We start from the raw sequence: 25147 nt of genomic DNA, 5'->3' as shown, positions 1-25147 counted from the left end.
TGCCGTTCACCCTGCCGGCCGTGTCGTCGTTCACCTCGGCGGCACCGCCGTCGGTCGTGCCGCCGCACCGCTGTCGGCCGCTCCCTCGCACGCGCCTGCGCCGGTGCCGCCGGACGCGTTCGGTGCAGGCCCGCGGTGGCCCGGCGGCGTCGGCCCGCCGGTGACCAGCCGGTGGAGCGCCCGCCGGGCGCGCCACCGCAACGGGCGGGCCGGGGAGCCCCGGCCCGCCGTCACCCGGGGGCCGTCGTCGGGGCGTCCGCGGCCCCGCCGGACAGCCGGACCGAGTCGAGGATCCGGTCCACCGCGAGCACGGTCTGCTCGGACGACCTGCGCAGGCAGGCAGTCAGTTCGACGACCGTCGGGCTGGTGTCCGCCACCACTGTCCGGTACCCGCGGAACGCACGCGTACCGCCCAGCATGAGGCAGGACTTCTCCGGCAGGATCTCGGTGGCCGTGGCGGACCGGCCCGCCTGCTTGCCGGCCACGGCCGGGTCGCGCACGAGCGTGAGGCTGAGCAGGGCCCCGCCGTCCTCCAGGGCCCCGGAGGCGAGGCAGAGCCGCTCCCTGGTTCCGTTCCTGGTGGGGCAGCCCGATTCGGGGACGAGCGGCTGGTTGGAGGTGTAGCCGTAGCTGGCGCCGGTGTCGTCCTTCCGGCCCGTGCCGGGCACCGACAGCCGGTACCAGTCGGGCGGGATGTCGATGATCACCCCGTCCAGCTCGGGGAACCGGACCGGTCCTCCGGTGACGGTTCCGGTGCTGCGGTCCGGCGCGGGACCGGGGACCGCGCTCGACGGCGCCCCGCCGGGCGCGGCCGGGCCGACGGATCCGGGAGCCAGTGCCGTCCCCGTGGGGCCCGGCGCGAGGGCCGGGGCGGCGGCCAGCACCGCGGCGGTCAGGCCGGTGGCCAGACCGGCCGCCAGGGCGGCGGTCCGGCGCCGCCGCCGGGTCCGGGCCGCCCGCTCGCGGATCCGGTCCATCCGGTCTTCGGGCGCCGCGAGGTGGGGGGCGGCCAGGTGGAGCAGGATCCGCAGTTCGTCCTCGACCTCGGGGTCCGACGGCCGGCCGTCGTCCGGGCCGGACTCACGCCCCGTCACGGTGTCCTCCGTGCAGCAGCAGTTCGCGGGTCGGCAGTTTGCCCCGCAACGCCTGCAGGGCGCGGTGCGTCTGGCTCTTGACGGTGCCCGCGGTGCAGCCCAGCGCCTCGGCGGTCTCCTCCACGCTGAGGTCCTCGAAGAAGCGCAGGACGACGACGGCCCGCTGGCGCGGCGGCAGCGCCCGCACAGCGGCGGCCACCACCTGGCCGACCACCACGTCCTCGAACGGGTCCGCGTCGACCGGCGGCTCGGGCAGCCGGTCGTGCGGCAGCTCCCCGTGCCAGCGGCGGCGCCACCAGGAGACGTGCGAGTTCACCAGCACCCGTCGGACGTACGCCTCGGGCCGGTCGATGGAGATCTGGTCCCAACGCGGCCAGACCTTGGCCAGGGCGGTCTGCAACAGGTCCTCGGCCAGGTAGGGATCGCCCGTGAGCAGCCACGCCATCCGGAGCAGCCGTGGGCTGCGGGCGGCGACGAACTCCTCGAAGTCCGGTGTCGCGTCCCTCATCCTGCCGCCCCCGCCATTGCGTTCCCGCCGTCGTGTCCGTCGTCCTCGCCGCCTTTCCGGCGGCGGAGGCCCTGCCGGTCGGCCGTGGCCGCCGTGTCCCCGTTTTCGTCCTCACGGCTGCTGAACGCGCTGGGGCGCGGATTCGGTTGCCTGCCCGGGGCGACTTTTCCGATCTTCGGCCGGACCGGCGGCTCCCTCGGGACGGGCGGGCCCACCGAGCCGCCCGGTGACGGGGCCGGCGCTCCCGGGCCGCCTTCCGGACTGCCCCCGGACTGCCCCCGGGCTGCCTCCCGTCCGACGGCCCGGCCGGGTACGGCGCGGCGGGGCCGGGTACGGCGCGGAACGGCCCGGGAGGAGCACCGGGCCCGGACCGGCGGACCTGCCCGGAACGGTGGACGGCCCGCGAGCCGGCCGGGACTTGGCCGGGCGGCGGGCGGGCCGTGCGCACCACGATCCGCCCGTCCGCCGGGGCCGTCCAGGGGCGCGCGGACGGCGCCCGGGCGCACCGACCCGGCGCGTCGGGTCGGCCGACCCGGTCGGCGGACCGAGTCGGACCGGTCCCGTGCCGCGCCACTTCCGGGCCGTGTGACGACTCCCCGGCCTCCCTTCCCGGGCCGGGGCGTTCCGGGCCGGGGGGCCGGGCCGGGGCCTTCCGGGGCCGGCGGTCCCGGAAGGCCCCGGCGGTCAGAGCGTCCCGGACCCGTGCGGCACGTCGGCGGCACGCCGGGCCGCGCGGTCCACCTGGTCCACCGTCCAGTCCGGGTGGCCCGGCATCGGCGGCGTCTTGTCGCCGTACAGCCACTCCGTGAGGAACCCGCTCAGCTGCTGCCCCGAGACCTCGTCGGCGGTCCGCAGGAAGTCGGCGGTCGTGGCGCTGTCGTTGCGGTACCGCTGGAGGAAGGCCCGCTCGATCCGGTCGAACACGGCGGTGCCGACCCGCTCCCGCAGGGCGAACAGCACCAACGCGCCGCCGGTGTAGCGCTGGCTGTCGAAGAGGTTGGCGGCGGTCGGCGCGGCGACCGGCCCGGAGTCGCGGCGCCACTGGTCGCCCTTGGCGTACACGGCCCGCATCCGGTCCTCCAGGGTGGTGAAGCCGGAGGAATCCGGCCAGCCCCGCTCGTAGCGGTACATCAGGCCGTAGAAGTCGGCGTGGCCCTCGTTCACCCAGAGGTCGGCCCAGGTGCCCGGGGTGACGCTGTTGCCGAACCAGGAGTGCACCAGCTCGTGCACCATGTGCGAGCCGATCAGGTGCGCGGGCTGGCGGAGGAAGTTCGGCTTGTAGAGCGTGAGCGTCTGCGTCTCCAGCCCGGTGAAGTCGAACGCCGCCGGGTCGTCGGTGTCGGCGGGCATCAGCCCGTACGTCTCGAAGGGGAACCGGCCGAGGTGCCCCTCGACCCAGGCCAGCTGCCCGGGGGTCAGTGCGAGGGCGGGCTCCAGCGCGGCGGCCCGCGCGGTGGGGACGACGTCCCTCAGCGGGATCCCACCGGGGCCCCGGCTCTCGCGCACCGTGTACCGGCCCACCGACACCTGGACCAGCTCGGTCGCCATCGGCTCGCGCGACACGTACCGGCGGGTGGTGGAGCCGTCGGAGTTCGGCCTGGTGGTGGTGAGCGTCCCGTTGGCCACGCCGTACAGCTCGCCCGGCGCGGTGACGGTGATGGCGAAGCGGGCCTTGTCGCCCGGGCGGTCGTTGCACGGGAACACGGTGTGCGCACCGTCCGGCTGGCCGGCCACCGCGAAGCCGTCGGGTGTCACCACCCAGCCGGTGTGCGGCAGCGCGGCCCGCGGGTCGGCCGTGTACGCGACCTCCACCCGCAGCGCGGCGCCGCGCCGTACCGCCCGGGCCGGCACCACGGTCAGCTTCTCGTCGTGCTTCCGGAACCGCGCCGGCCGGCCGTCGACCCGGACGGAGCGCACGTCCAGCCCGAGGGCGTCCAGCTCCAGGCTGGGCAGCGCGGTGAGCGCGCGGGCGGTCAGCACGGTGGTGCCGTCCACGGTGCGGGTGTCGGCCCGGTACGTGAAGGCGAGGTCGTAGGCGAGCGCGTCGTAGTCGGTGGTGCCCAGCCCGGGGAACACCGGATCCCCGGTGCCGTTCCCCGTGCCCACGTCGGTGCCCACGTCGGTGCCCACCCCCGGGCCGGCGCCCGGCGCCGGGGCGGCCGCGACCGGCGGGGCGAGACCGAGCAGTGCCGCGCCCAGCGCGAGCGCGGCGGCGAGGACGGGGCGGTACCTGGACAAGGCGATCACCTCTCTCGTGTCGTGCGGCCCGCCGCACGGACCGGGCGACACCCGGTTCCGTGGAGCGACCTTAAGGACACGGAACGTAGCAGAGGGGTCCGACAACCCCGCCGGGTTCCAGCCGTTCCCGCCGACCCCGCCGGAGCCGCGCGACACGCGGTCGTCCCCCGGACGGACCACCGTGGTAGCCGAGCGGCTGCGCAGTGTCATAGGTTCGAAGAGCCCCACCCCCTGACGGGCGGGGCCACGGCCGTCGGAGAACCTGGCCAGGTCCGGCGGCCGTACTCATGCCTACGGTGCCTACGGTCGCACCCGCGCGGCGCGGCCGCACCCGTGCACCGCCCCGCCGCCGTTCCCACCGCTGTTTCCTCCCGCCGTTCTTCGCGCCGTTCCGGCTGCTGTTCCGCCACCGTTCCTGCCACCGGTCGCGCGCCCCCGGCGGTGCTCCCGCCGTACGCGCCGGCCGCGCGCGCCGGCCACCTCGTAGGCTGGGCAGCCGCGCCGGCCGCCCGCAGCCCCGCCGGTGCACCGGACCGGCAGGAGCAGCCCGTGACCAGCCCGCAGTTCGTGGTGATCGGCGAGTGCGTCGCCGACGTCGTCCGCACCGACGGCGCGCCCGACACCGTCCACCCCGGCGGCAGTCCGGCCAACGTCGCGTACGGACTGGCCCGGCTCGGGACGCCGACCACTTTGCTGACCCAGCTCGGCGACGACCCGTACGGGCGGCTGATCCGGGCCCACCTCGAATCGGCCGGCGTCGCCGTCCTCACCGGCCCGGCCGGGGGCCTGCGCACCCCCTCCGCCGTGGTCCGGCTCGACGGGGAAGGACGGGCCCGCTACACCTTCGACATCGGCTGGACCCTCCCGGCCGGTGAACTCCCGCACCCGCCGGGACACCTGCACATCGGCTCGATCGCCGCGGTCACCGAGCCCGGCGCGGCCGCCGTGCTCGACCTGGTCGAGCGGTGGCGCGGCCGGGCGGGCGTCAGCTACGACCCCAACGTCCGCCCGGCGCTGCTGGGCGGTCACGCCGACGCCGTCCGGCGGGTCGAGCGGTGCGTGGCGCTCAGCGACCTCGTCAAGGCCAGCGACGAGGACCTCGGCTGGCTCTACCCGGGCCGGGAGCCCGAGGAGGTGGCCCGCCACTGGCTCGGCCTCGGCCCGGCCACCGTCGCGGTCACCCTCGGGCCCGACGGTGCCTTCGCGCTCACCGCCGACGGCCGCCGCGCCGAGGTGCCGGCCCGCCCGGTCGAGGTGGCCGACACCGTCGGCGCCGGCGACTCCTTCATGGCCGCCCTGCTCCACGCCCGCCACGGCGGCGCCGGCCTCGACGAGGCCCTGACCCGGGCGGCCGCCGCCGCGGCCCTGACCGTCGCCCGCCCCGGCGCCAACCCGCCCGACGCCGCCGAACTGGCGGAGGCCCTGGCCGCTCCGGCGTCCTGAAGGCACCCTCCGGGCCCGCCGACGACCCGGCCGGCGGCCCTCACCCGCCGCGCCCGGAGCGTGACCGCCCGGCGGGCGCCGCCGATCGTCCGCAAGCGCCCCGGTCCCGCGGCGGCCAGGCACCCCGCCCCGGACCGCCTGGCCCCGGACGCCCCGCCCCGCCCTGCCCTGCCCTGCCCTGCCGCGGATACTCCCTCCGGCGCCCCGCTCGCCGCCGTGCCGCTCGCCGCCGTGCCGCCCGGGGGCGTCCGGCCCTCATCCCGCTCCCAGCGGACGGGCCTCCTGCGTCTCGGAATCGAAGCTGCGGGCCGCGTCGAAGGTCCCGGTGAGGTCGGGGAGACGCCCGAGCAGGTCGTGCGCGAGCGTGACGTCCTCCGGGACGAGGCGGCGGGTGAGGGACAGGTGCGGGGACCAGCGGCCCGGGACGTAGTGCCGGTCCGGCTCCTCGGCGCCGTCCAGCACCTCCCAGACCCGCTGGTGCAGCAGCATCAGGTCGACGGTCGGCACCACCGACCGGCTGAGCACCCGGCGTCGGCTGCGGGCGCTGAACGAGAGCAGCCCGGTCAGCCGGACCGGCAGCGGCAGGGCGTCCCGAAGGAGCGTGTCGAGCCGCTCGGCGGCTCCGTCGGGCATCCGGGCGCACGAGGCCAGGGTCAGGTGCGGGCGGTGGCCGGCGTGGGTGTTGTGCGCGAGGCTGTCCACGCCGCCGTCGGCCAGCTGCTGCCAGAGCGTGCGAACGGCGCGGTCGAACGGCGCGTCGCAGAGCAGCTCAACGGTCTGCACGCGGTCCGCCCGAGGTCGGGGACTGGGCCTGGTCGTCGGCGGGGCCGGGCGTGAGGTCCTTGCCGTACCAGACCTCGGAGTACGGACCGCTGTTGTACGCGGGGATCTCGTGGTACCCGTTCCGCAGGTACAGCGCGCGGGCCTCGACCAGGTCGAGCCGGGTGTCGAGCACGATCCGCTCCGCCCCCAGCGCCCGCGCCGCCTCGTCGACGGCGGCCAGCAGCTGCGCGCCCCCGCCGGTGCCGCGCCGGGCGGGGCGGACGTACACCCTGGTCAGCTCCACCGTGCGGGCGTCGAGCACGCGCAGGCCGGCGCAGGAGTCGGCCACCCCGCCGTAGCGCCCGAGCAGGAACACCCCGGCGGGCGGGGCGAGGTCGTCGCTGGGCGAGTCCGCCAGCCCGGTCTCGATCTCCTCCGTCGTGCCCTCCCGGCCGAGGTGGAGCCGGTAGTACCGGTTGGCGACGTCCACGTAGTACTCCCGCAGCAACGCCAGGGCCTCCGCGGACCCGACGTCGGCGGCCGAAACGGCCCAGGTCATCTCGGTAGTACGTGTCCCGCTGATCGTCATGCGCGCATTATCGGCGCCCGGCCGCCCCGGTGACGAACGGTTTTCGATCATCCCCGGAACCGGCACCGCCGCTGCTCCGGCCCGCCCGTGCGGGGTACGGTTCCGTCCCGTGGAACCACGCCCGCTGCTCCTGCTGGACGTCGACGGACCGCTCAACCCGTACTTCGCCACCCCGGCGGAGCGCCCGCCGGGGCGCCGGCCCTTCCGGACCGAGCCCGCCTGGGCCGCCCGCCCGGTGGAGGTCTGGCTGGACCGCGCGCACGGCGAGCTGCTGCGGGCGCTCCCGTTCGACCTGGCCTGGGCGACCACCTGGCAGGACGGTTCACTCTTGCACCATGTTCCCGACCTGCGGAAACGAGCTGATGTGCAAGGGGCCACGTCCCTGCTCGGGGCACCCGGGGACACTGCACGGGGCATGGTTCGCGAGGCATGGCGCGCACCTCCGATCTGTCAGGAGTGACGGTTTGATGACTGTCCGTCATGGGAAGATCCGCGCAGGGTCGGCAGCGAGCCGACCGGTAAGGAGACAGCCATGCCCGAGACGCCCAACTCCAAGGGACCCGCGAAGGTGCAGATGTCACCCGAGCAGCTGGCAAACCTCGGACTGACCTCCACCCCCGCAGCAACGGCACCCACGGAACCGGCGCTGATCCCGGCAGACCAGATCAAGCCCGAGGACGCCGCGACCCTGTCGATCGAGTACCGGAACGGCGTGGCCGTGATCGTCGCGAGCGGGGGGAAGTACGTCCCGTCCGAGCTTCCCGTTGTGAGCAGTTCCGGCGCGGTGTACGCGGCTCGATTCGCCTGGGTGAACGGCCATGCGGTCCTCCACACGCCCGATCCGGTGTCCGCCCCGGTGTCCGCCCCGGCGCCCACGCAGCCCGACTGGGTCGCGCTGGGCGACAGTTACACGGCCGGCGTGTTCGTGTCCGACCCGGCTTCATCGCACGGGGCGCCGGACTTCCTCGCTGTCGACAGGTACGAAGCGGACGACTTCACTCAGCGCTGACAGTCGCCCACCGCCCCGGTTCGGACCTCTCACGGTCTGCACCGGGGCGGCGTGCTGTCAGAACGGCGGACGTTCGGCGTTGAAGTCCCGCCGCGGCTTGGCCTTGTGCTACGGGCAGCACAGCGCCCACACGTTGCCGTCCGTGCCCTCGCCGCGGTCGTCACCTGCCGCGAGCGACCGGCGACGCCGACGAGGTTGTCCGGTAGAGCGGGACGGCGATGGGCAGCTCGACGGCGGCGACCTGGCGGGTGCGGTAGCCAGGTCGGCCGGCGGCTGCCCCAACCCACGTTCCGGCGGTGTCCTTCGACATCCGGTGCCAGTCGCACAGCGCGCGCCGCGGTGAGGGTGAAGGCAGCCTCCACGGCCACAACGCCCGCGACGCCATCGCCTCCCGCTGGGGCAATCGCGTCTGAGGAGCTGTGCTCAGGGCCCCGTCTCTGTGCTTGCGCGTCGTGGCTGATCTTGGACTTGCCGCACAAATCGAACGTGGTCAAGACTCCGAGCAGCTGCCTGACAGGACAGCTATTCATCGCGGTGAGCGCCGGAGGTAGACATGGCGACCGAGCAGACGAACGACGAAGGCACGGCGCCCAAGAAGGACGGTTTCGCCAATGGCGAGGTGATCACCATCGAGGGTGAGGAGCACGTCATCGTCAAGGAAGACGAAGCCCTGAACCCCGGCGAGTGAAGTGATCTGACGAGTAGTCAAGGGCCCGGCCTCAACCAATGAGGACGGGGCTCTTGCCCATCGCGGCGGGTGAGCCCCTGGCCGGCCCTTTCCACTTCCCACCTCACGGCCTCGGGGGGAGGTCCCGTGGCACGCCGCAGGACACCGGGTGGCCGGCCCCTTCGGCGAGTCCCTGCGGATCGCGCGGACAATCGTCCACTGCGAGGTGTGTCCGGACTCCGAGGCCCCGCTCGCCGCTGCCCACGAACTGTGGGCGCACGACATGAACGGGCCTGCGCAGCCGGTGAGCACGTTCCCGTGAAGGCCGCCCGACTGTTGGAGGAGTACGCCGACAGGGAGGCGGCCCGGTTCAGCCAGGGCTGGGTGTCCCCGCGTGTGCGGGGCACAGAACGCCCCTACTGGCAGCGCCGGCCATCGTTGAGGGCCCATCCCCACCGTCGTGGGGGTGCTTCCTGACCTCCGACTCCAGCGCGCCCGTGTCCTCAAACGGTCGCGACATCCGTCCGTCGACGGCCGGGTGGAGTTTGCTGGTCAACCCGCCCCGTGAGCGGCCGAGCGCCCGGTTCCGGCCCTGTCTTCTCGCGCCCCGGCGGCCTGCCGGTGAGCCCTCACGACTTTGACGGCACCGCCTGGTTCGGGCGGATCGCGGCCTCGATGTGGGCGAGTTGGGCGGCGAGGATCTCCTCGAACGCGGCGCGGCGGTCCACCCCGAGGGGGCGGACGTCGCGGGCGAAGTGGGCGAGGTTCGGGAAGCGTTCGGGGTCGGCGCCCAGGACCGCCACGCGGAACAGCTCCATGCCCTGTTCGTGCTCCTCCGGGGTGACCGCGCTGACCCCGGCCTCGGAGGCGATCAGCGCGGCGAGGAGGACCGCGGTCCGGTGGTAGTGCGTCGGGATCTCCTCGTCGGGCAGTCCCGACGCGCGCAGCGCCTCCAGCGCCTCTTCCATGACCAGCCGGGAGCCGGTGCCGCTGGACGCGTAGCGCCCCCAGACCGCGGCGAGTTGGGGCTGTCGGCCGAAGGCCTCTCGCACGCGCAGGGCCAGGGAGGTGATGCGCTGCTTCCAGTCGCCCTCGGGGCGGTAGCCGTCCATCGCGGCCAGGAGGATCCGGTCGGCGACCGCGCGCAGCAGTTCGGTCTTGCTGCGGAAGTGCCGGTAGAGGCTGGAGGAATCGGTTCCGAGGACCGCGGCCAGCTTGCGCACGCTGAACGACTCCGCGTCGTCCGTGCGCAGCAGCTCCGCCGCCGCATCCAGGATCTCTTCGGGGGACCAACGCCTTCGGCCTGCCATCGGGCTCCTCTCGCCGGGTCCCAGCCTACCTGTGCACTTGGTGTTGCACGCACCGTGTGCATAATGAGGACATGGGTGTGCCGGCGGGCCGGCACGCCACTCGTGCCCTGTTTGTCCCGGTCGGGCGACCGATGCGGCGCTCACCCCGGGGAACACGAAAGGACGCATGACGTGAAGAACCCACTGGATTCGGCGGCGCTGAACGCAGCCGTCGAGAACGTCCACCGCGCCGGGATGCCGGGCCTGTTCGCCGAGGTGCGTGACGGCGACCAGGTCTGGCGCGGTGCCGCCGGGGTCGCCGATGTCGCCACCGGTCGCCCCGTCACCGCCGACATGCGGCACCGCGTCGGCAGCATCACCAAGACCTTCACCGCCGCCGCGGTCCTGCAACAGGTCGAGAGCGGCCGGATCGGCCTCGACACACCGATCAGCCGGTACCTTCCGGGGCTGGTCCCCGGAGAACGCGGTGACGCCATCACGGTCCGGATGCTGATCAACCACACCAGCGGCCTCGCCGAGTACCTCCCGTACGCCTACCCCTCCCTCAAGGCGTTCCCCGCCCTCGCGGACACCGGGCCCCAGAGTCTGGACGACCACCGGCTCACGCGGTTCGACCCCGCCGACCTGATCGGGATGGGCGTCACCGCACCCGCGGTCGGCGCCCCGGGCGGCACACCGGGGGTGTACTCCAACACCAACTACCTGCTCCTCGTCCGACTCCTGGAAGTGGTGACCGGCACCACGGCCGAGCAGTACATCACCCGGAACGTCATCGAGCGCGCCGGGCTCCGGGACACCGAACTCCCCTCCGGACCGTACGTCGACGGCCCGCACTCGCAGCTCTACGAGGCGTGGTTCGGCATGATCGACCCGCCGCGCGACTACAGCGTCTACGACATGTCGTGGGTGGGGCCGTCGGCCTCGCTGATATCGACCGTCGCGGACCTCAACCGCTTCTACGGCATGCTGCTGGCCGGGGAGATCGTCAGCCCGTCGTCGCTGGCGCAGATGCAACGCACGGTCCCGGTCGTCTCCCAGGAGGGCAGGACGATCGACTACGGCCTCGGCCTGCACCCGATGGAGGATCCCGGGCAGGGCGTCTTCTGGGGCCACGGCGGCACGGTCTGGGGTGGTGGAGCGCTGGCCATGACCCGTGCCGACGGCAAGCGGCAAATGGCGGTCGCGGTGAACCTGCAGAGGTGGAACAGGCTCGATTCCTCCGGCAGGCCGCAGCCCCATCCCATCGACGGCGCGCTCGCGACCCTGTACCGCCTGGCGATGTACGGCTGACCGGGACGCGGACGCCGTGGCGGCCGAGCGCGTTGGGGGTTCGCGTGCCCGGGCGAGTGAATGCGAGTACGACGTCTCGTCCAAGGCGTCGTGCTCGCGCTCGTCGGCGGGCGGCGCCCGCAACGGGAGCCGGTGGTGCTCGCCGGCGGGTGGCCGCTGCCGCTCGGGCCCGCTCCCTGCTCGCCGCCGTCCGCGCCTCGGGCCACGCCGCCGCGCGCGCCCCGACCCGCCCCGCCCCGCGCGCGCCCCGCCCCGACCCGCGCCCCGGGCCGGGTGAAGGCGCCCGGTGAAGGCGCCCGGGGGTGAAGGTGCCCCCGGTGAAGGTGCCGGGCGGGGGCGCTGCGTGAGGGCCCTCGGGCGGCGTCCGGCTGCGCCGCCCGGGTGACGGGGGGATTGAGTGGTCGGCGTGGCGGGGGAGCAGTGGGTCCATGGATAGACCATCAGATTGTCGTATTAGCGGGTTTCTGAGGGGGCATCACCGGAGCCGCGCCGGGCTGGTCGCGGCGGTGTGCCTGGCCGCCGTGGTCGCGGGCTGCGGCGGGCCGACCGGGGGCCCGGCGGCGCCGGAGCCGGCGCGGGCCGGGGTGAGCGCGGCGCCCGGACCCGGGGCGCCCGCGGGCGGGGCGCCGGCCGACAAGGGCGCTCCGCGTCCGCCCGCCGTGCCGCTGTCCCTGCCGGGGCCCGCCCGTGCGGAGGAGGAGACCAGCAGCGAGGCGGTGGCCCGCAAGGCCGAGGCCGTCCGGACCGCGCTGGAGACCGCCCACCGCTGGGGGCTGGAGCGTCCGCCGCTGCCCGCGCCGCCGCGCCCGGCGAGCAGGCCGGAGCTGCACGCGGCCTCGGGGGTGAAGCTCGCCGACGGCCTGCCGCCGGTGGTCTACCGGGTGCCCACCGACGAGAGGATCGTCTTCCTCACGGTCGACGACGGCGCGGAGAAGGACCCGGAGTTCAGCCGGATGGCCGCCGAACTGGGGATCCCGCTCTCCACCTTCGTCGCCGACTACCTGGCCCGCTCCGACTACGGGTACTTCCGCCGGCTCGCGGCCCAGGGCGACGCGGTGAACAACCACACGATCAACCACCGCAACCTCAAGGTCCTCGGCTACGAGACCCAGCGGGAGGAGATCTGCAACCAGCAGGACCAGCTGGAGCAGCAGATCGGCGCCCGCCCCCGGCTCTTCCGGCCCCCGTACGGCGAGTACAACGAGGACACCCTGCGGGCGGCCGCCTCCTGCGGCATCGAGGCGGTGCCGCTCTGGAACGAGGAGGCCTTCCCGGACCGGATGGAGTACCGCCAGCTCGACCAGCGCCTGCACTCGGGCGACATCATCCTCACCCACTTCCGGGGCACCGACCTCTGGCCGGGCACCATGACCGACCTGCTCCGCAAGGTCGTCGAGGAGGTCACCGCGCAGGGCTTCGCGCTGGCCCGGCTGGACGACTACCTGTAGCAGTCGCTACCCGTAGCAGCCGCGCGGCGGGCCACCGGCGGGCCCGCCCCGTCGGCCGGTGCCGCCCGGTGCCGCCCGGTGCCGCGCGGGGGGTGTCGCCCGGTGCCCCGGTGCCCCGGTGCCCCGGTGCCCCGGTGCCCCGGTGCCCCGGTGCCCCGGTGTCCCGGTGCCGGCCGCCCGCCCGCCGCTCAGTCGAGCGAGAGGGCGTCGAGGTACACCCAGGCGCCCTCGTGCCGGACGAAGCGGCTGTGCTCGGTGAGGACGCCCTCCTCCCGGCCCTCGGTGTAGTGGGCGCGGAAGGCCACCGTGCCCTCGGCGTGGAACGCTCCGCCCTCGGAGCCGGAGAGCACCTCCAGGCGGACCCAGCGCAGCCCCGGGTCGAAGTCGACCGAGTCCGGCCGGGTGTCGGGGTGCCAGGTGCGCAGCAGGTAGGCCTCGTCGCGGGCGGCGAAGGCGCTGAACCGCGAGCGCATCAGGGCCTCGGCCGTGGTCGCGGCGGCCTGGCCGCGGTGCAGGCGGCCGCAGCACTCGCCGTACGTCGCGGGCAGCCCGCAGGGGCAGGGGGAGGAGGGGAGCAGGCGGGGCGCGGGCGCGGCGGCGCGGGGCGCGGGGCGTCGTCGGGACATGGCGTACATTCTGGCCCCTGTCCGGGGCGGCTCCCGCCCACCCTGCCGCCCACCCTGTCGTACGCCGGGTCGGCCGGCCGGGTGCCCGACCGGATGCGCGGCGCGTGCGCGACCGTCCGACCGCTTGCCCGCCGGTGTGCCCGACCGTCCGGTCGGATGTGCGCAACCGACCCCGCCGCCACCGCCGCCGGCGCACTGGCCGCCGCCGCACTCGCGACTCACAGTCACTGTTGTACGCACAGTGACCGTCGGCGCCACCGCCGCCGTTCCGCCCCGCGCCGGGTGGCGCGGCCGCTGACCTGGCAGGTCTCTGACAATCAATTGGCCGGAACCGGCCTTGCGTCTCCGGCGGAACGGCGTCGGCCGTCTCCCGGAACCCGTTGGGGACGAACGTAGCGTCAACGGCCGCCGATGCCAAGGGTCCTGACAATCAGTGCGAAATCACCGGCGAACCCTCACGTCTGCGCACCGATGGGGAGGGTGATTGAGGTGATCTTTCCGGCATATCGAACGAGTGACGGAAATGTGCTGGTCATCAGAAGATCTTTACCCCACCATCTCCGGGGGCACACCGACCGTTTCTCGCCGACCACAAGTCGGAGCAGCAACACCCTCAGGAGAGTTGATGAGTTCGACGGGACATCCTCCGCTGGACCCGGCAGCATCGCCGGCCGAGCTGTTCGCCGCTCAGGCCCGGCGCACCCCCGAAGCCACCGCCGTGATCGACGGCCGGACGAGGCTGACGTACCGTGAACTCGACGCCGCGGTCGACGTGGTGACAGCACGCCTGGCCGACGCCGGGGTCCGGGCCGAGACCTTGGTCGGGGTCTGCCTGCCGCGAACGGCGAACCTCGTGGTCACCCTGCTGGCGGTCCTGCGGGCCGGCGGTGCGTACGTGCCGCTCGACCCGGCCTACCCGCGCGACCGCCTCGAACTGGTCGTCGGCGACGCCCAGGCCCCCGTGGTGGTGACCGACCGTGCCCACGAGCACCTGTTGGCCGGCGCCGGCGCCACCCTCCTCCACGTCGACGGCGACGTCCCCGCCACAGGGACGCCCATCTCCGCCGCAGGGACGCCCACCCTCGCCGCCGCCACTCCCGCCCCGGCCGACGCCGACGGGCTCGCCTACGTCCTCTACACCTCCGGCTCCACCGGCCGCCCCAAGGGCGTCGCGGTCACCCGGCGCGGCGTCAACGCCATGCTCCGCTGGGCCGCACGGACCTACACCCCGGCCGACCTGGCCGGCGTGCTGTTCGGCACCTCCGTCTGCTTCGACATCTCCGTCTACGAGCTGTTCCTCCCACTCGCCGTCGGCGGCACGCTCGTGGTGGCCGAGAACGTCCTCGCGCTCCCCGAACTGCCCGCCCGCGAGGAGGTGACCCTGGTCAACACCGTGCCCAGCGCGATGGCGGCGCTGCTGCGCGGCGACGGCCTCCCCGGCGGCGGCGGGCTGCCGGACGGCGTGCGGGTGGTCAACCTGGCGGGCGAGGCGCTGCCGCGCCGCCTCGCGGACAAGGTGTACGCCCAGCCCAAGGTGGAACGGCTCTACAACCTCTACGGCCCCACCGAGGACACCGTCTACTCCACCTGGTCGCTGGTCGGCCGCCACGAGACCGGCGAGCCGGTCATCGGCCGCCCGCTGGAGGGCACCGTCGGCCACGTCCTCGACGAGCAGCGGATACCCGTGCCGGACGGCGGCATCGGGGAGCTGTACCTCTCCGGCGAGGGCCTGGCCCGCGGCTACCACGGCCGCCCCGACCTCACCGAGGAGCGGTTCGTCACCGTCGACGGCGTGCGCTGCTACCGCACCGGCGACCTCGTCCGCCGTCTGCCGGACGGCGACCTGGAGTACCACGGCCGCGTCGACCACCAGGTGAAGGTCCGCGGCTTCCGGGTCGAGCTCGGCGAGATCGAGGCGGTGCTCACCGCGCACCCCGCCGTCGAGGCCGCAGCCGCCGTCGTCCAGCGCGACGAGGCCGGCGACTACCTGGCCGCCTTCGTCCAGCCCGCGCCCGGCACCGCCGAACCGTCCCCCGCCGAACTGCGCGCCCACTGCGCCGCCGCCCTGCCCGGCTACATGGTGCCGCTGGCCGTCGCCGTCCTGGAGAGCCTGCCGCTCACCCCCAACGGCAAGACCGACCGCAAGGCGCTTCCCGCGGTCGCCCGGAGCCGGGCCGGCCACGAGCTGTTCGTCGCCCCCCGCACCCCCGTCGAGACCCGCATCGCCGAACTCTGGCAGGGCCTGCTCGGCGTCCCCGAGGTCGGCGTGCACGACGTCTTCCTCGACCTCGGCGGGCACTCGCTGCTCGCCGCCGGACTGCTGGCCCGGATCGAGCGCGAGTTCGGCACCCGGGTGCCGCTCGCCGAGTTCTTCGCCGCGCCTACCGTCGCCGCACTGGCCGTCCGGGTCGCCAACGGCGGCGGCGGACGCCGCTCCGTCGCACCCCCCGAGCGCGGGGCCGGACTGCCCGCCCGCGCCACCAGCTTCCAGCGCGAACTCCGGCTGCACGAGTCGATCCAGGCCGGCAGCCCCCTCTACAACGTGCCGCTGCTCGTCCGGGCCGACGGCGTCCTCGACCGCGAGGCCCTCGGCCGCGCCGTGACCGAGGTGGTCCGCCGGCACGAGGTGCTGCGCACCGCGCTGCGCGGCGTCGAGAACCCGCGCGGGGACGAGGGCGAGGTCAGCGCGGAGGTCCGCCCGCCCTACCCCGTCGACGTCCCGCTGCTCGACCTCACCGGCGCCGACGAGCAGGCCCTCGACGCCGCGCTGCGCGCCGAGGCCGCCCGGCCGCTCGACCTGGCCGGCGGCAGGCTGCTGCGCGTCCTCGCGGTGCGGACCGGCGAGGACCGGCACGAGCTGCTGTTCACCGTCCACCACGCCGCGATGGACGGCTGGGCCGCGGGGCTGCTGCTCGCCGAGATCGCCCGCGCCCACCGGGACGGCGAGCTGCCCGAACCCGCCCTCCAGCTCTCCGACGTCGCCCGCTGGGAGGAGCGCGCGGTGGCGGCCGGCCAGGAGGCGGCCCGGCGCTGGAGCGAGCGGCTGCGCGGGCTGGACGCCGAGCAGCACCTGCCCGGCGACCGCTCCCGCCCCAACCCGCAGGACATCGCGGGCCGCCGGATCGCCCGCCGGCTCGACGCCGAGCTGATCCACTCCACCGAGCGCTGGGCCGCCCAGGAGGGCGCCAGCCTCTACATGGCCGTGCTCGCCGCGCTCGGCGGGGTCCTGCACCGCTACACCGGCCGCACCGACTTCGCGGTGATCAGCCCGTTCGCCGTCCGGCCCGTCCCCGAGCTGGAGCAGGTCCTCGGCTCGCTGATCAACACCGTGGCACTGCGCTTCGACGCGGCCGGCACCGACACCTTCCGCGACCTGGTCTCCCGGGTCCGCTCGGTCGTCCTGGACGCCGCCGAGCACAGCGGCCACCCGTTCGTCGACCACGCCCGCCGCTTCGGCGGCTCGGGCGGGCTCACCGCCTCGCCGATCTCCCAGGTGCTGCTCGCCGTCCAGAACCACCCGGTGGCCGCCGTCGAACTGCCCGGCCTCAGCCTGCGGTTCACCGCCGAGGTGTGCAACGGCACCGCCAAGACCGACCTCTCGATCTTCCTGGAGTTCCCGGCCGACGGCCCGCTGCTCTCCGCCGAGTACCGCACCTCGCGCTACGAGGAGCGGTCCGTCCGGGCCGTGCTGGACCACCTGGTCGCGCTGCTCACCGCCGCCGTCGCCGAACCCGACCGTCCGCTCGGCGAGTTCGCCATGCTCTCCGCCGCCGAACTCACGGAACTCGCGGAACTCGCCGGACTCGCCGCCGAGGAGCCGGGCAACCGCACCGCGGCGCCGGTCCCCGACGCCCGGCTGCACGAGCTGGTCGCGGCCCAGGCGGCCCGCACCCCGGACGCGGTCGCCGTCTCCGCCGCCGACGGCGTCCTCGACTACGCCGGACTCGACGACGCCGCCGACCGGTTGGCCCACCTGCTGGCCGCCCGCGGCGCCGGTCCGGGGAGCCTGGTCGGGGTCGCCGTCCGGCGCGGCCGGCTGCTGCCCGCCGCCCTGCTCGGCGTGCTGCGCAGCGGCGCCGCCTACCTGCCGCTCGACGTCGACCAGCCGCTCGTCCGCAACCGCGGCGTCCTCGACGACGCCGGCGTCACCCTGCTGGTCGCGGAGACCGCGACGGCGGGCGACCCGCTGCTGGACGGCCGCGAGGCCGTTCTGGTGGACGGCCCCGAGCACGCCGCCGCCCCCACCGGGGCGCCCGCCGTCACCGTCGGTCCGGAGGACCGCGCCTACCTGCTGTACACCTCCGGCTCCACCGGCCGCCCCAAGGGCGTCGCCGTCCCGCACCGCGCGATCGTCAACTTCCTCACCTCGATGGGCCGCGAACCCGGCCTCACCGGGCAGGACGTGATGGCCGCCGTCACCACCGTCACCTTCGACATCGCCGGCCTGGAGCTCTGGCTGCCGCTGGTAACCGGCGCCCGGGTGGAGATCGCCGACCGGGCCACCGCCACCGACGGCCACGCGCTGGCCCGCTGGCTGACGGACCGCGGTGTCACCCACCTCCAGGCCACCCCCGCCACCTGGCGGATGCTGCTGGAGGCCGGCTGGTCCGGCGACCCCGGCCTGACCGCCCTGTGCGGCGGCGAGGCCCTCACCGCCGACCTCGCCGGGGCGCTGCTCCCGCGCGTGGGCGCGCTGTGGAACCTGTACGGTCCGACCGAGACCACCGTCTGGTCCACCGCGCAGCGGGTCACCCCCGAACTCGCCGCCCACGGAGGCGTGGTGGCGCTCGGCGCGCCCATCGCCAACACCCGGCTGCACCTGCTCGACTCCGCGGGTCTGCCCGTCCCGGTCAACGGCGTCGGCGAGCTCTGCATCGCCGGCGCGGGCGTCGCGCTCGGCTACCACGGCCGCGACGACCTCACCGCCGAACGGTTCACCGCCGAACCCGGCGGCCCCGACGGCGCGCTGATGTACCGCACCGGCGACCTCGTCTGCCGCCGCGCCGACGGCCGGCTGGAGTACCACGGCCGCGCCGACGCCCAGGTCAAGCTCCGCGGCTTCCGCATCGAGCTCGGTGAGATCGAGGCCGCGCTCGCCGCGGTCCCGGGGGTGGCCGCGGCGGCCGTCCGGCTCGTCGGAACCCCGGCCGGCCCGGTCCTCGCCGGGTACGCCGTCCCCGGCACTCCCGGCACTCCCGGCACCCCCGGCACCCCGCCCACCGGGGACGGGCCCACCGGGGAGGGGCTCACCGAGGACGACCTGCGCACCGCGCTCGCCGAGCGGCTGCCCGACTACATGGTGCCCGCCGCGCTCGTCCTGCTCGACGCGCTCCCGCTGACCCCCAGCGGCAAGGTCGACCGGGCCGCGCTGCCCGCTCCGCAGCTCGGCGGCGCCGGGGCCCCGCCCGAGGGCGACTGCGAGGAACTCCTCGCCGACCTCTGGCAGGAGGTCCTCGGGGTCGAACGGGTCGGCCGGCACGACGACTTCTTCACCGTCGGCGGGCACTCGCTGCTCGCCACCCGGCTGCTCACCAAGGTCCGCGACACCTTCGAGACGGACTTGCCGCTGCGCACCATCTTCGAGGCCCGCACCCTGGCCGCGCTGGCCCGCCGCATCGAGGAGCGGATGCTCGCCGAGATCGGCGACCTCGACGACCCGAACGACCTCGATGACCCGAACGACCTCGACGACCCGCACGGCCACGCCGATCCGGACGACCTGAGCGACCTCGACCGCCCGACCGACCCCGACGGCGCCGGCGACCCCGGCGCGTCCGGGGACCCGCACCACGAGACGGCCGCCGGTACCGCCGGCGCCCGGACGGGGGAGACCGCATGACCGACCAGCCCACCACCGGGACCACCCAGGACCCGGAGGCCCGACGGCAGGAGCTGCTCCGCCGCCGCCTCGCCAGGGCGAAGGCCAACGCCAAGGCCAACGCCAAGGCCAACGCCCAGGCCGCCGCGGCCGGCGGCACCGGCGACCGCTACGCCATCGCCCCGCGCCCCGACGGCACCCCGGCGCCGCTCTCCTCGGCCCAGCGCCGGATGTGGTTCCTCGCCCAGTACGAGCCCGACAGCGCCGCCTACCACATCCCGCTCGCCCTGCACATCGACGGCGAACCCGACCCGACCGTGCTCCACGCGGCCCTCACCGACGTCCTCACCCGGCACGAGGTGCTCCGCACCGCCTACCCGACCGTCGACGGCGAGGTCCGCCCGGAGCCGCTGCCCGCCGAGCGCCTCACCCTCACCACCGCGGACGTCCCCGCCGACCGGGTCGACGCCTGGCTGGAGACCGAGGCCCACCGCCCCTTCGACCTCGCCGTCGACCTGCCGCTGCGCGCCGCCCTGCTGCGCACCGGCGACGGCGCCGTACTCAGCCTGGTGCTGCACCACATCGCCGCCGACGGCTGGTCGATCGGGGTCCTGTTCGGCGACCTCGCGACCGCCTACGCGGCCCGGCGCGAGGGCCGGGCGCCCGAGTTCCCGCCGCTGACCGTCCAGTACGCCGACGTCGCGCACTGGCAGCACACCGAACTCGCCGCCGAGCTCGACCGGCAGCAGGCCTGGTGGCAGGAGCGCCTGCGCGGCGCCACCGCCACCGTCACCGTGCCCACCGACCGCCCCCGGCCGGCCGTGGCCGGCACCGCCGGCGCCCGGTTCACCGCCGAGCTGGGCGCCGAGCGCACCCGCCGGATCCGGGCACTCGCCGAACAGACCGGCACCACCGTCTACATGGTGCTGCTCGCCGCCCTGCAGACCGTCCTCGGCCGCTACACCGGCAGCGAGGACGTGACCGTCGGCACCCCGGTCGCCGGGCGCACCCGCAGCGAGACCGAGCCGCTGGTCGGCTGCTTCGTCAACACGCTGGCGATGCGCACCGACCTCTCCGGCGACCCGACCGTCCGCCAGCTGCTGGACCGCGTACGGGAGTCCGCCCTCGGCGCGTTCGGCCACCAGGACCTGCCGTTCGAGCGGCTGATCGACGCGCTCGGCCTGGAGCGCGAACTCGCCCACACCCCGCTCTTCCAGGTCCTGCTCAACGTCCACAACCAGGCCGAGGCCCGGCCGGGGCTGCCCGGCCACGCCGTGGACTGGCGGCCGATCGGCACCGACACCGCCAAGTTCGACCTGTCGGTGGCCGTCGTCGACACCGGCGGTGAACTGGCCGCCGACCTGGTCTGGCGCACCGAGCTGTACGACGAGCCGACCGTCCGCCGCGTGCTCGGCCACCTCACCACCGTGCTCGACGCGATGGCCGAGGCCCCCGACCGCCCGCTCGCCGACCTGCCCCTGCTCACCCCGTCCGAGCAGCGGCAACTCGCCGAGTGGGACGACACCCTGCGCGGCTGGGACCTCGGCGGCACTCTGCACGGCCTGGTCGAGGAGCAGGCCCGCCGCACCCCCGGCGCGCCCGCCGTCCGCGGCGCCGACGGCGTCCTCAGCTACGCCGAACTCGACCACCGGGCCAACGCGCTGGCGCACCGGCTGCGGGCGCTCGGCGTCGGCCCGGACCGCCCGGTGGGGCTGCTGGTCGAGCGCTCCGCCGCCCTGGTGGTCGGGATGCTCGGCATCCTCAAGGCCGGCGGCGCCTACCTGCCGCTCGACCCGGTCTACCCGGACGAGCGCATCCACGGACTGCTCGACGCCGCCGGGGCCGCCGCCGTGGTGACCACCGAGGACCTGCGCGGCCGGTCGGCCCCCGGGATCCCGGCGGTGGTGCCGGACGGCTCGGCCACCGCCGACGCGCCCGAGGTGGACGTCCGGCCCGAGCACCTCTGCTACCTGGTCTTCACCTCCGGCTCCACCGGTGCGCCCAAGGGCGTCGCCGTCGAGCACCGCAACTACCGCAACTACCTGCACGGCCTGCGCGAGCGCGTCGGCGGCGACCAGCAGGGCTGGAACTGGGCGCTGGTCTCCACCTTCGCCGCCGACCTCGGCACCACCAACGTGTTCGGCGCCCTCACCGGCGGCGGCTGCCTGCACCTGCTCACCCGCGACCAGGCGACCGACCCGGAGGCCTTCGCCGCCTACGCGGCCGAGCACCGGATCGACGCGATGAAGCTCGTCCCCAGCCACCTGGAGGGCCTCGCCGCGCACGGCGCCGGCCTCGGCGCGATCCTGCCCGCCCGGCTGCTGATCTGCGCGGGCGAGGCCCTGCGGCCCGACCTGGTGGCCCGGATCCGCGCCGCCCGGCCGGACCTTCCGCTGCACAACCACTACGGGCCCACCGAGACCACCGTCTCGATGCTCGGCGCGCCCGTCCCCGCCGACCTCGGCGACGCCGCCACCGCCCCGCTCGGCCGCCCGTTCGGCAACGTCGGCGCGCACGTCCTGGACGCCCGCCGCCGCCCGGTCCCGGTCGGCGTCCCGGGCGAGCTGTACGTCTCCGGCGCCGGCGTGGCGCGCGGCTACCTCGGCCGCGACGACCTCACCGCCGAGCGCTTCACCGAGGTGAACGGCCGCCGCTGCTACCGCACCGGCGACCTGGTCCGGCTCCGCCCCGACGGCGCCGTGGAGTTCCTCGGCCGGATCGACCACCAGGTCAAGATCCGCGGCTTCCGGGTCGAGATCGGCGAGGTCGAGGCCGAGCTGACGGCCCGCCCCGAGGTGCGCGAGGCCGTCGTGGTGACCCGCGGCGAGGGCGCCGCCCGCACCCTGGCCGGCTACCTCGTCCCGGCCGACCCGGCCGCCGCCCCCGACCCGGGCGCGCTGCGCGCCGCCCTGCGCACCCGGCTGCCCGACTACATGGTGCCCGCCGTCCTGGTCGTCCTGGACGCTCTGCCGCTGAACGCCAACGGCAAGGTCGACCGGGCCGCCCTGCCCGAACCGGTCGCCGCGCAGCCGGCCTCGGCGGGCGGCGGTGAGCCCGCCACCGAGACGGAGCACGCGGTGGCCGCCGCCTACCGCCAGGTGCTGGCCGCCGAGGAGATCGGCGCCGCCGACGACTTCTTCGCCCTCGGCGGCGACTCCTTCTCCGCCGTGCACGCCGTCCGGCTGATCGGCCGCGGCCTCTCGGTCATCGACCTGTTCCAGCACCCCACCGTCCGCGAACTCGCCGCACTGCTCGACGCCCGGGCCGGCGGCACCGCCGACGAGGGCCCGCGCACCCTGGTCCACAAGCTCACCCGCGGGAACACGCCCGCGGCGGTCACCGTCGTGTGCGTCCCGTACGGCGGCGGCAGCCCGATCACCTTCCAGCCCCTCGCCGACGCCCTGCCCGCCGACCACCGGCTCTACGCCGTCGAGCTGCCCGGCCACGACCCGAGCCGCCCCGACGACGAACTCGCCGAACTCGACGCGCTGGCCGACACCCTGACCGCACAGATCCGCGAGCGGATCGACGGCCCGGTGCTGCTCTACGGCCACTGCCTCGGCGGCGCGCTCGCCACCGCGCTCGGCTCCCGACTGGAGGCGGCCGGCGCCGACTTGCGCGGCGTCGCCCTCGGCGGGACATTCCCCGCCGCGCGGCTGCCCGGCCGGTTCGCCGAGTGGATGGCCCGCAGGCTCCCCGGCGACCGGATGCTCTCCAACCGCTCCTACCTCGACTACCTGCGCGCCATGGGCGGCTTCACCGACGTCTACGACCAGGCCGAGCAGGACTTCCTGGTCCGGGCGCTGCGCCACGACGTCCGGCAGGCCGAGGACTTCTACACCCGCGCCTACGGCGACGCCCGCCCGGAGCCGATCGAGGCGCCGATCCTCTGCGTCGTCGGAGAGAAGGACCGCGCCACCCTGCTGTACCAGGAGCGGTACGCCGAGTGGGAGCACTTCGGCGGGACCGTCGACCTCGCCGTCATCCCGCGCGCCGGGCACTACTTCCTGAAGCACCAGGCCGAGGAACTCGCCCGGGTGCTGGTCGGGTTCGCCGCCACGGGCACGGTCGACGACCGGGCGGACGCCAAGCGCCCGGCCGCCCGCGCGGAGCTGGGGACCTTCGCCAAGGTGGCGATCGGCCAGTTCGTCTCGATGATCGGTACCAGTCTCTCCACCTTCGCCCTCGGCGTCTGGGTCTACCAGCAGACCGGCTCGGCCTTCGACTTCGCGATGATCTCGGTGGTCGCGGTGCTGCCCGCCGTCCTGCTGCTGCCGATCGCCGGGGCGCTCGCCGACCGGGTCGACCGCCGCAGGATCATGATCGTCACCGACACCGTGGCCGCCGCCGGCATGCTCGGCCTCGGCGCGCTGCTCTGGGCCGACCTCCTCCAGGTCTGGCACATCTACGTGGTGGCCTGCACCGGCGCCGTCTGCTCGGCCTTCCAACGCCCGGCCTACCTGGCCGCGATCACCCAGCTGGTGCCCAAGCGGTACCTGGGGCAGGCCAACGGCCTCGCCCAACTCGGTACCGGCGCGGGCGACATGATGGCCGTCCTGGGCGGTGGCGTGCTGGTCTCGCTGATCGGCCTGCACGGCGTCGTGCTGTTCGACATGGTGACCTTCCTCATCGGTGTCACCTGCCTGCTGCTGGTCCGCTTCCCGGACGCGATGTTCGACCGGCAGGAGGAGCCGCTGATCCGCGAGGTGGTCACCGGCTGGCGGTACATCGTGCGCCGGCACAGCCTGGTCGCCATGGTGGTCTTCTTCGTGGTGTTCAACTACCTGTTCGCCGTGGCCACCGTGCTCATCACCCCGATGGTGCTGGCGAGCGGTTCGGCCGTCCAGCTCGGTGTGATCACCGCGCTCGGTGGTCTGGGAGCCATGACCGGCGCCCTGGTCATGGCCCTCTGGGGCGGCACGCGGCGGCGGACCTTCGGCATGATCGGCTTCACCTCGGTGGTCGGCGTCGCCGCCGTCCTGACCGGCAGCCGACCCGAGGCCGCGCTGACCGCCTGCGGACTGTTCGTCCTCTGGGCCGCCATGATGATCCTCAACTCGCACTGGATGGCGCTGATCCAGACCAAGGTCGGCATGGAGCTCCAGGGCCGCGTCCTGGCGACCAACCAGATGCTCGCCATGTCGATGATGCCGCTCGGCTTCCTCACCGCGGGCCCGCTCTCCGACCACGTCTTCGAGCCGCTGATGCGCCCCGGCGGGGCGCTCGCCGACTCGGTCGGACTGGTCCTCGGCACCGGACCGGGCCGCGGCGCCGGACTGCTCCTCGTCGTGGTCGGCCTGGTGCTCACGCTCTGGGGCCTGCTCGGCCTGGCCTACCGGCCGCTGCGGCTCCTGGAGGACCTCCTCCCGGACGCGCTGCCGGACGCCGAGATCGGCGACAAGGACGCCATCCAGGCCGAGGCCGACCGCCGGCTCGCCCTGGCCGAGGCGGCCCGGTCCGGCCGGACCGGCGGCCCCGCCGGCACCCGGGTGCCACGCCAGGTGGCCGGCGCGCCCGAGCCTGTCGAGGACGACCCGGCCGACCGGGTCCCCGCCTCCACCGCCCGCCGGTAGCGGCACCCCCCCCGGGCGATACCGACGCCCCCGCGCCTCCCCGTTCCGTCGGGGGAGGCGCGGGGGCGTCCGTGCGGCCGCTACTGCGCGCGCTTGAACGAGTAGTTGAACTCCGTCGTGCCGAAGGCCTGCATCAGCCGGATCCAGAACGGCATGGTCATCTCCAGCGCCCGGGCGCCCGCGATGTCCCCCAGGTCGATCACGGACTCCGCCGGCCAGCCGAACTCGCCCAGCAGCGCCACGACCTCGGCCTTGGCCGCCGCGTCGTCACCGGCCACGAAGACGTTGTGCTCACCCGGCAGCCGGGCCGGGTCCACCATCAGCGGCGCGGTCAGCGTGTTGAGCGCCTTCACCACCCGGGTCCGCGGGAACTCCCGCTGGATCCGCTCGCCGACACTGTCGGTGTTCACCGGGTCCAGCGACACCGTGCCCTCGGGGGAGAACACCAGCGGATTGGAGAGGTCCAGCAGGACCTTCCCCGCCAGCCGCTCCGCGCCCGCCGCCCCCAGCGCCTCCAGCGACACCGTCCCGGCGGTCGCGTTCACCACTCTCGCGCCGAACTCCGCGGCCTCGGCGAACGTGCCGGCGTGCCCGTTCGGACCGGCCTGCTCGGCCCACGCCAGCGCGTTCTCGTTGTCCTTGGTCCGAGAACCGATCGTCACCTCGTGGCCGAGCGCCACCAGCTTGTCCGCGATCGTCCGACCCACCCCACCGGTACCAATGACCCCATACCACACAACCGCACCACCCGTCACTCGGAAACCTGCCGCGT

16 protein-coding genes are annotated in these 25147 nt (G+C 75.0%); 8 read left to right on the top strand and 8 right to left on the bottom strand.

The genetic code is table 11. The features are described 5' to 3' along the window. Positions 1–230: 230 nt before the first annotated feature. The 3 genes from AC067J_RS28480 to AC067J_RS28470 form a co-directional block, all read right to left on the bottom strand. Positions 231–1094, bottom strand: a complete 864-nt coding sequence (locus tag AC067J_RS28480; RefSeq protein ID WP_478303905.1) for a hypothetical protein — start codon at positions 1092–1094, stop codon at positions 231–233. Next, positions 1081–1602: a SigE family RNA polymerase sigma factor gene (locus AC067J_RS28475; RefSeq protein ID WP_478303903.1), complete on the bottom strand. Its 522-nt coding sequence runs from the start codon at positions 1600–1602 to the stop codon at positions 1081–1083. Before AC067J_RS28475 ends, AC067J_RS28480 begins: the two co-directional genes overlap by 14 nt. Before the next feature lie 684 nt (positions 1603–2286). Further along, entirely contained in the window at positions 2287–3849 is a 1563-nt protein-coding gene (locus AC067J_RS28470) for a M1 family metallopeptidase (RefSeq protein WP_478303902.1), read from the bottom strand. Positions 3850–4389: 540 nt separating this feature from the next. On the opposite strand from AC067J_RS28470, the gene AC067J_RS28465 reads away from it, so the two are divergent. Further along, entirely contained in the window at positions 4390–5283 is an 894-nt protein-coding gene (locus AC067J_RS28465; protein ID WP_478303900.1) for a carbohydrate kinase family protein, read from the top strand. A 255-nt stretch (positions 5284–5538) separates the two neighbouring features. Here AC067J_RS28465 and AC067J_RS28460 read toward each other — a convergent pair whose 3' ends face one another. Together AC067J_RS28460 and AC067J_RS28455 are read right to left on the bottom strand one after the other, a co-directional pair. Next, complete coding sequence (locus AC067J_RS28460; protein ID WP_478303898.1) at positions 5539–6066, bottom strand: 2'-5' RNA ligase family protein; 528 nt, start codon at positions 6064–6066, stop codon at positions 5539–5541. Then, a complete protein-coding gene (locus tag AC067J_RS28455) occupies positions 6053–6634 on the bottom strand; it encodes a GNAT family N-acetyltransferase (RefSeq protein ID WP_478303896.1) in 582 nt (193 codons plus the stop codon). Before AC067J_RS28455 ends, AC067J_RS28460 begins: the two co-directional genes overlap by 14 nt. Positions 6635–6743: 109 nt before the next feature. Here AC067J_RS28455 and AC067J_RS28450 point away from each other — a divergent pair, with 109 nt between their 5' ends. The 3 genes from AC067J_RS28450 (at position 6744) to AC067J_RS28440 (ending at position 8331) form a co-directional block, all read left to right on the top strand. Beyond that, positions 6744–7094: a hypothetical protein gene (locus AC067J_RS28450; protein ID WP_478303894.1), complete on the top strand. Its 351-nt coding sequence runs from the start codon at positions 6744–6746 to the stop codon at positions 7092–7094. A gap of 72 nt (positions 7095–7166) precedes the next feature. After that, complete coding sequence (locus AC067J_RS28445) at positions 7167–7643, top strand: hypothetical protein (RefSeq protein WP_478303892.1); 477 nt, start codon at positions 7167–7169, stop codon at positions 7641–7643. A 553-nt stretch (positions 7644–8196) separates the two neighbouring features. Beyond that, entirely contained in the window at positions 8197–8331 is a 135-nt protein-coding gene (locus AC067J_RS28440) for a hypothetical protein (RefSeq protein ID WP_478303890.1), read from the top strand. A gap of 608 nt (positions 8332–8939) precedes the next feature. Here AC067J_RS28440 and AC067J_RS28435 read toward each other — a convergent pair. Next, on the bottom strand, positions 8940–9620 hold the full coding sequence (locus AC067J_RS28435) for a TetR/AcrR family transcriptional regulator (protein WP_478303888.1): 681 nt from the start codon (positions 9618–9620) through the stop codon (positions 8940–8942). A gap of 171 nt (positions 9621–9791) precedes the next feature. Between AC067J_RS28435 and AC067J_RS28430 the strand changes: the two genes are divergently transcribed. Both AC067J_RS28430 and AC067J_RS28425 read left to right on the top strand, forming a co-directional pair. After that, positions 9792–10910: a serine hydrolase domain-containing protein gene (locus tag AC067J_RS28430; protein ID WP_478303886.1), complete on the top strand. Its 1119-nt coding sequence runs from the start codon at positions 9792–9794 to the stop codon at positions 10908–10910. Between the two features lie 659 nt (positions 10911–11569). After that, positions 11570–12358 (top strand): polysaccharide deacetylase family protein, encoded by a 789-nt coding sequence (locus tag AC067J_RS28425; protein ID WP_478303884.1) that lies wholly within the window; start codon positions 11570–11572, stop codon positions 12356–12358. 188 nt (positions 12359–12546) lie between these two features. Here the strand turns inward: AC067J_RS28425 and AC067J_RS28420 are convergent, their stop codons facing one another. Further along, a complete protein-coding gene (locus AC067J_RS28420) occupies positions 12547–12984 on the bottom strand; it encodes a YchJ family protein (protein WP_478303882.1) in 438 nt (145 codons plus the stop codon). 625 nt (positions 12985–13609) lie between these two features. On the opposite strand from AC067J_RS28420, the gene AC067J_RS28415 reads away from it, so the two are divergent. Together AC067J_RS28415 and AC067J_RS28410 are read left to right on the top strand one after the other, a co-directional pair. After that, positions 13610–18823, top strand: a complete 5214-nt coding sequence (locus AC067J_RS28415; RefSeq protein WP_478303881.1) for an amino acid adenylation domain-containing protein — start codon at positions 13610–13612, stop codon at positions 18821–18823. Further along, on the top strand, positions 18820–24375 hold the full coding sequence (locus AC067J_RS28410) for a non-ribosomal peptide synthetase/MFS transporter (RefSeq protein ID WP_478303879.1): 5556 nt from the start codon (positions 18820–18822) through the stop codon (positions 24373–24375). Before AC067J_RS28415 ends, AC067J_RS28410 begins: the two co-directional genes overlap by 4 nt. Before the next feature lie 80 nt (positions 24376–24455). Here the strand turns inward: AC067J_RS28410 and AC067J_RS28405 are convergent, their stop codons facing one another. Continuing rightward, positions 24456–25112: an NADPH-dependent F420 reductase gene (locus tag AC067J_RS28405; protein WP_478303877.1), complete on the bottom strand. Its 657-nt coding sequence runs from the start codon at positions 25110–25112 to the stop codon at positions 24456–24458. Between the last annotated feature and the right edge of the window lie 35 nt (positions 25113–25147).

Source organism: Kitasatospora sp. NPDC042419, from assembly GCF_056437345.1.
The sequence above is the reverse complement of the archived record's forward strand: the minus strand, read 5'-3'. Positions and strand labels throughout refer to the sequence as shown.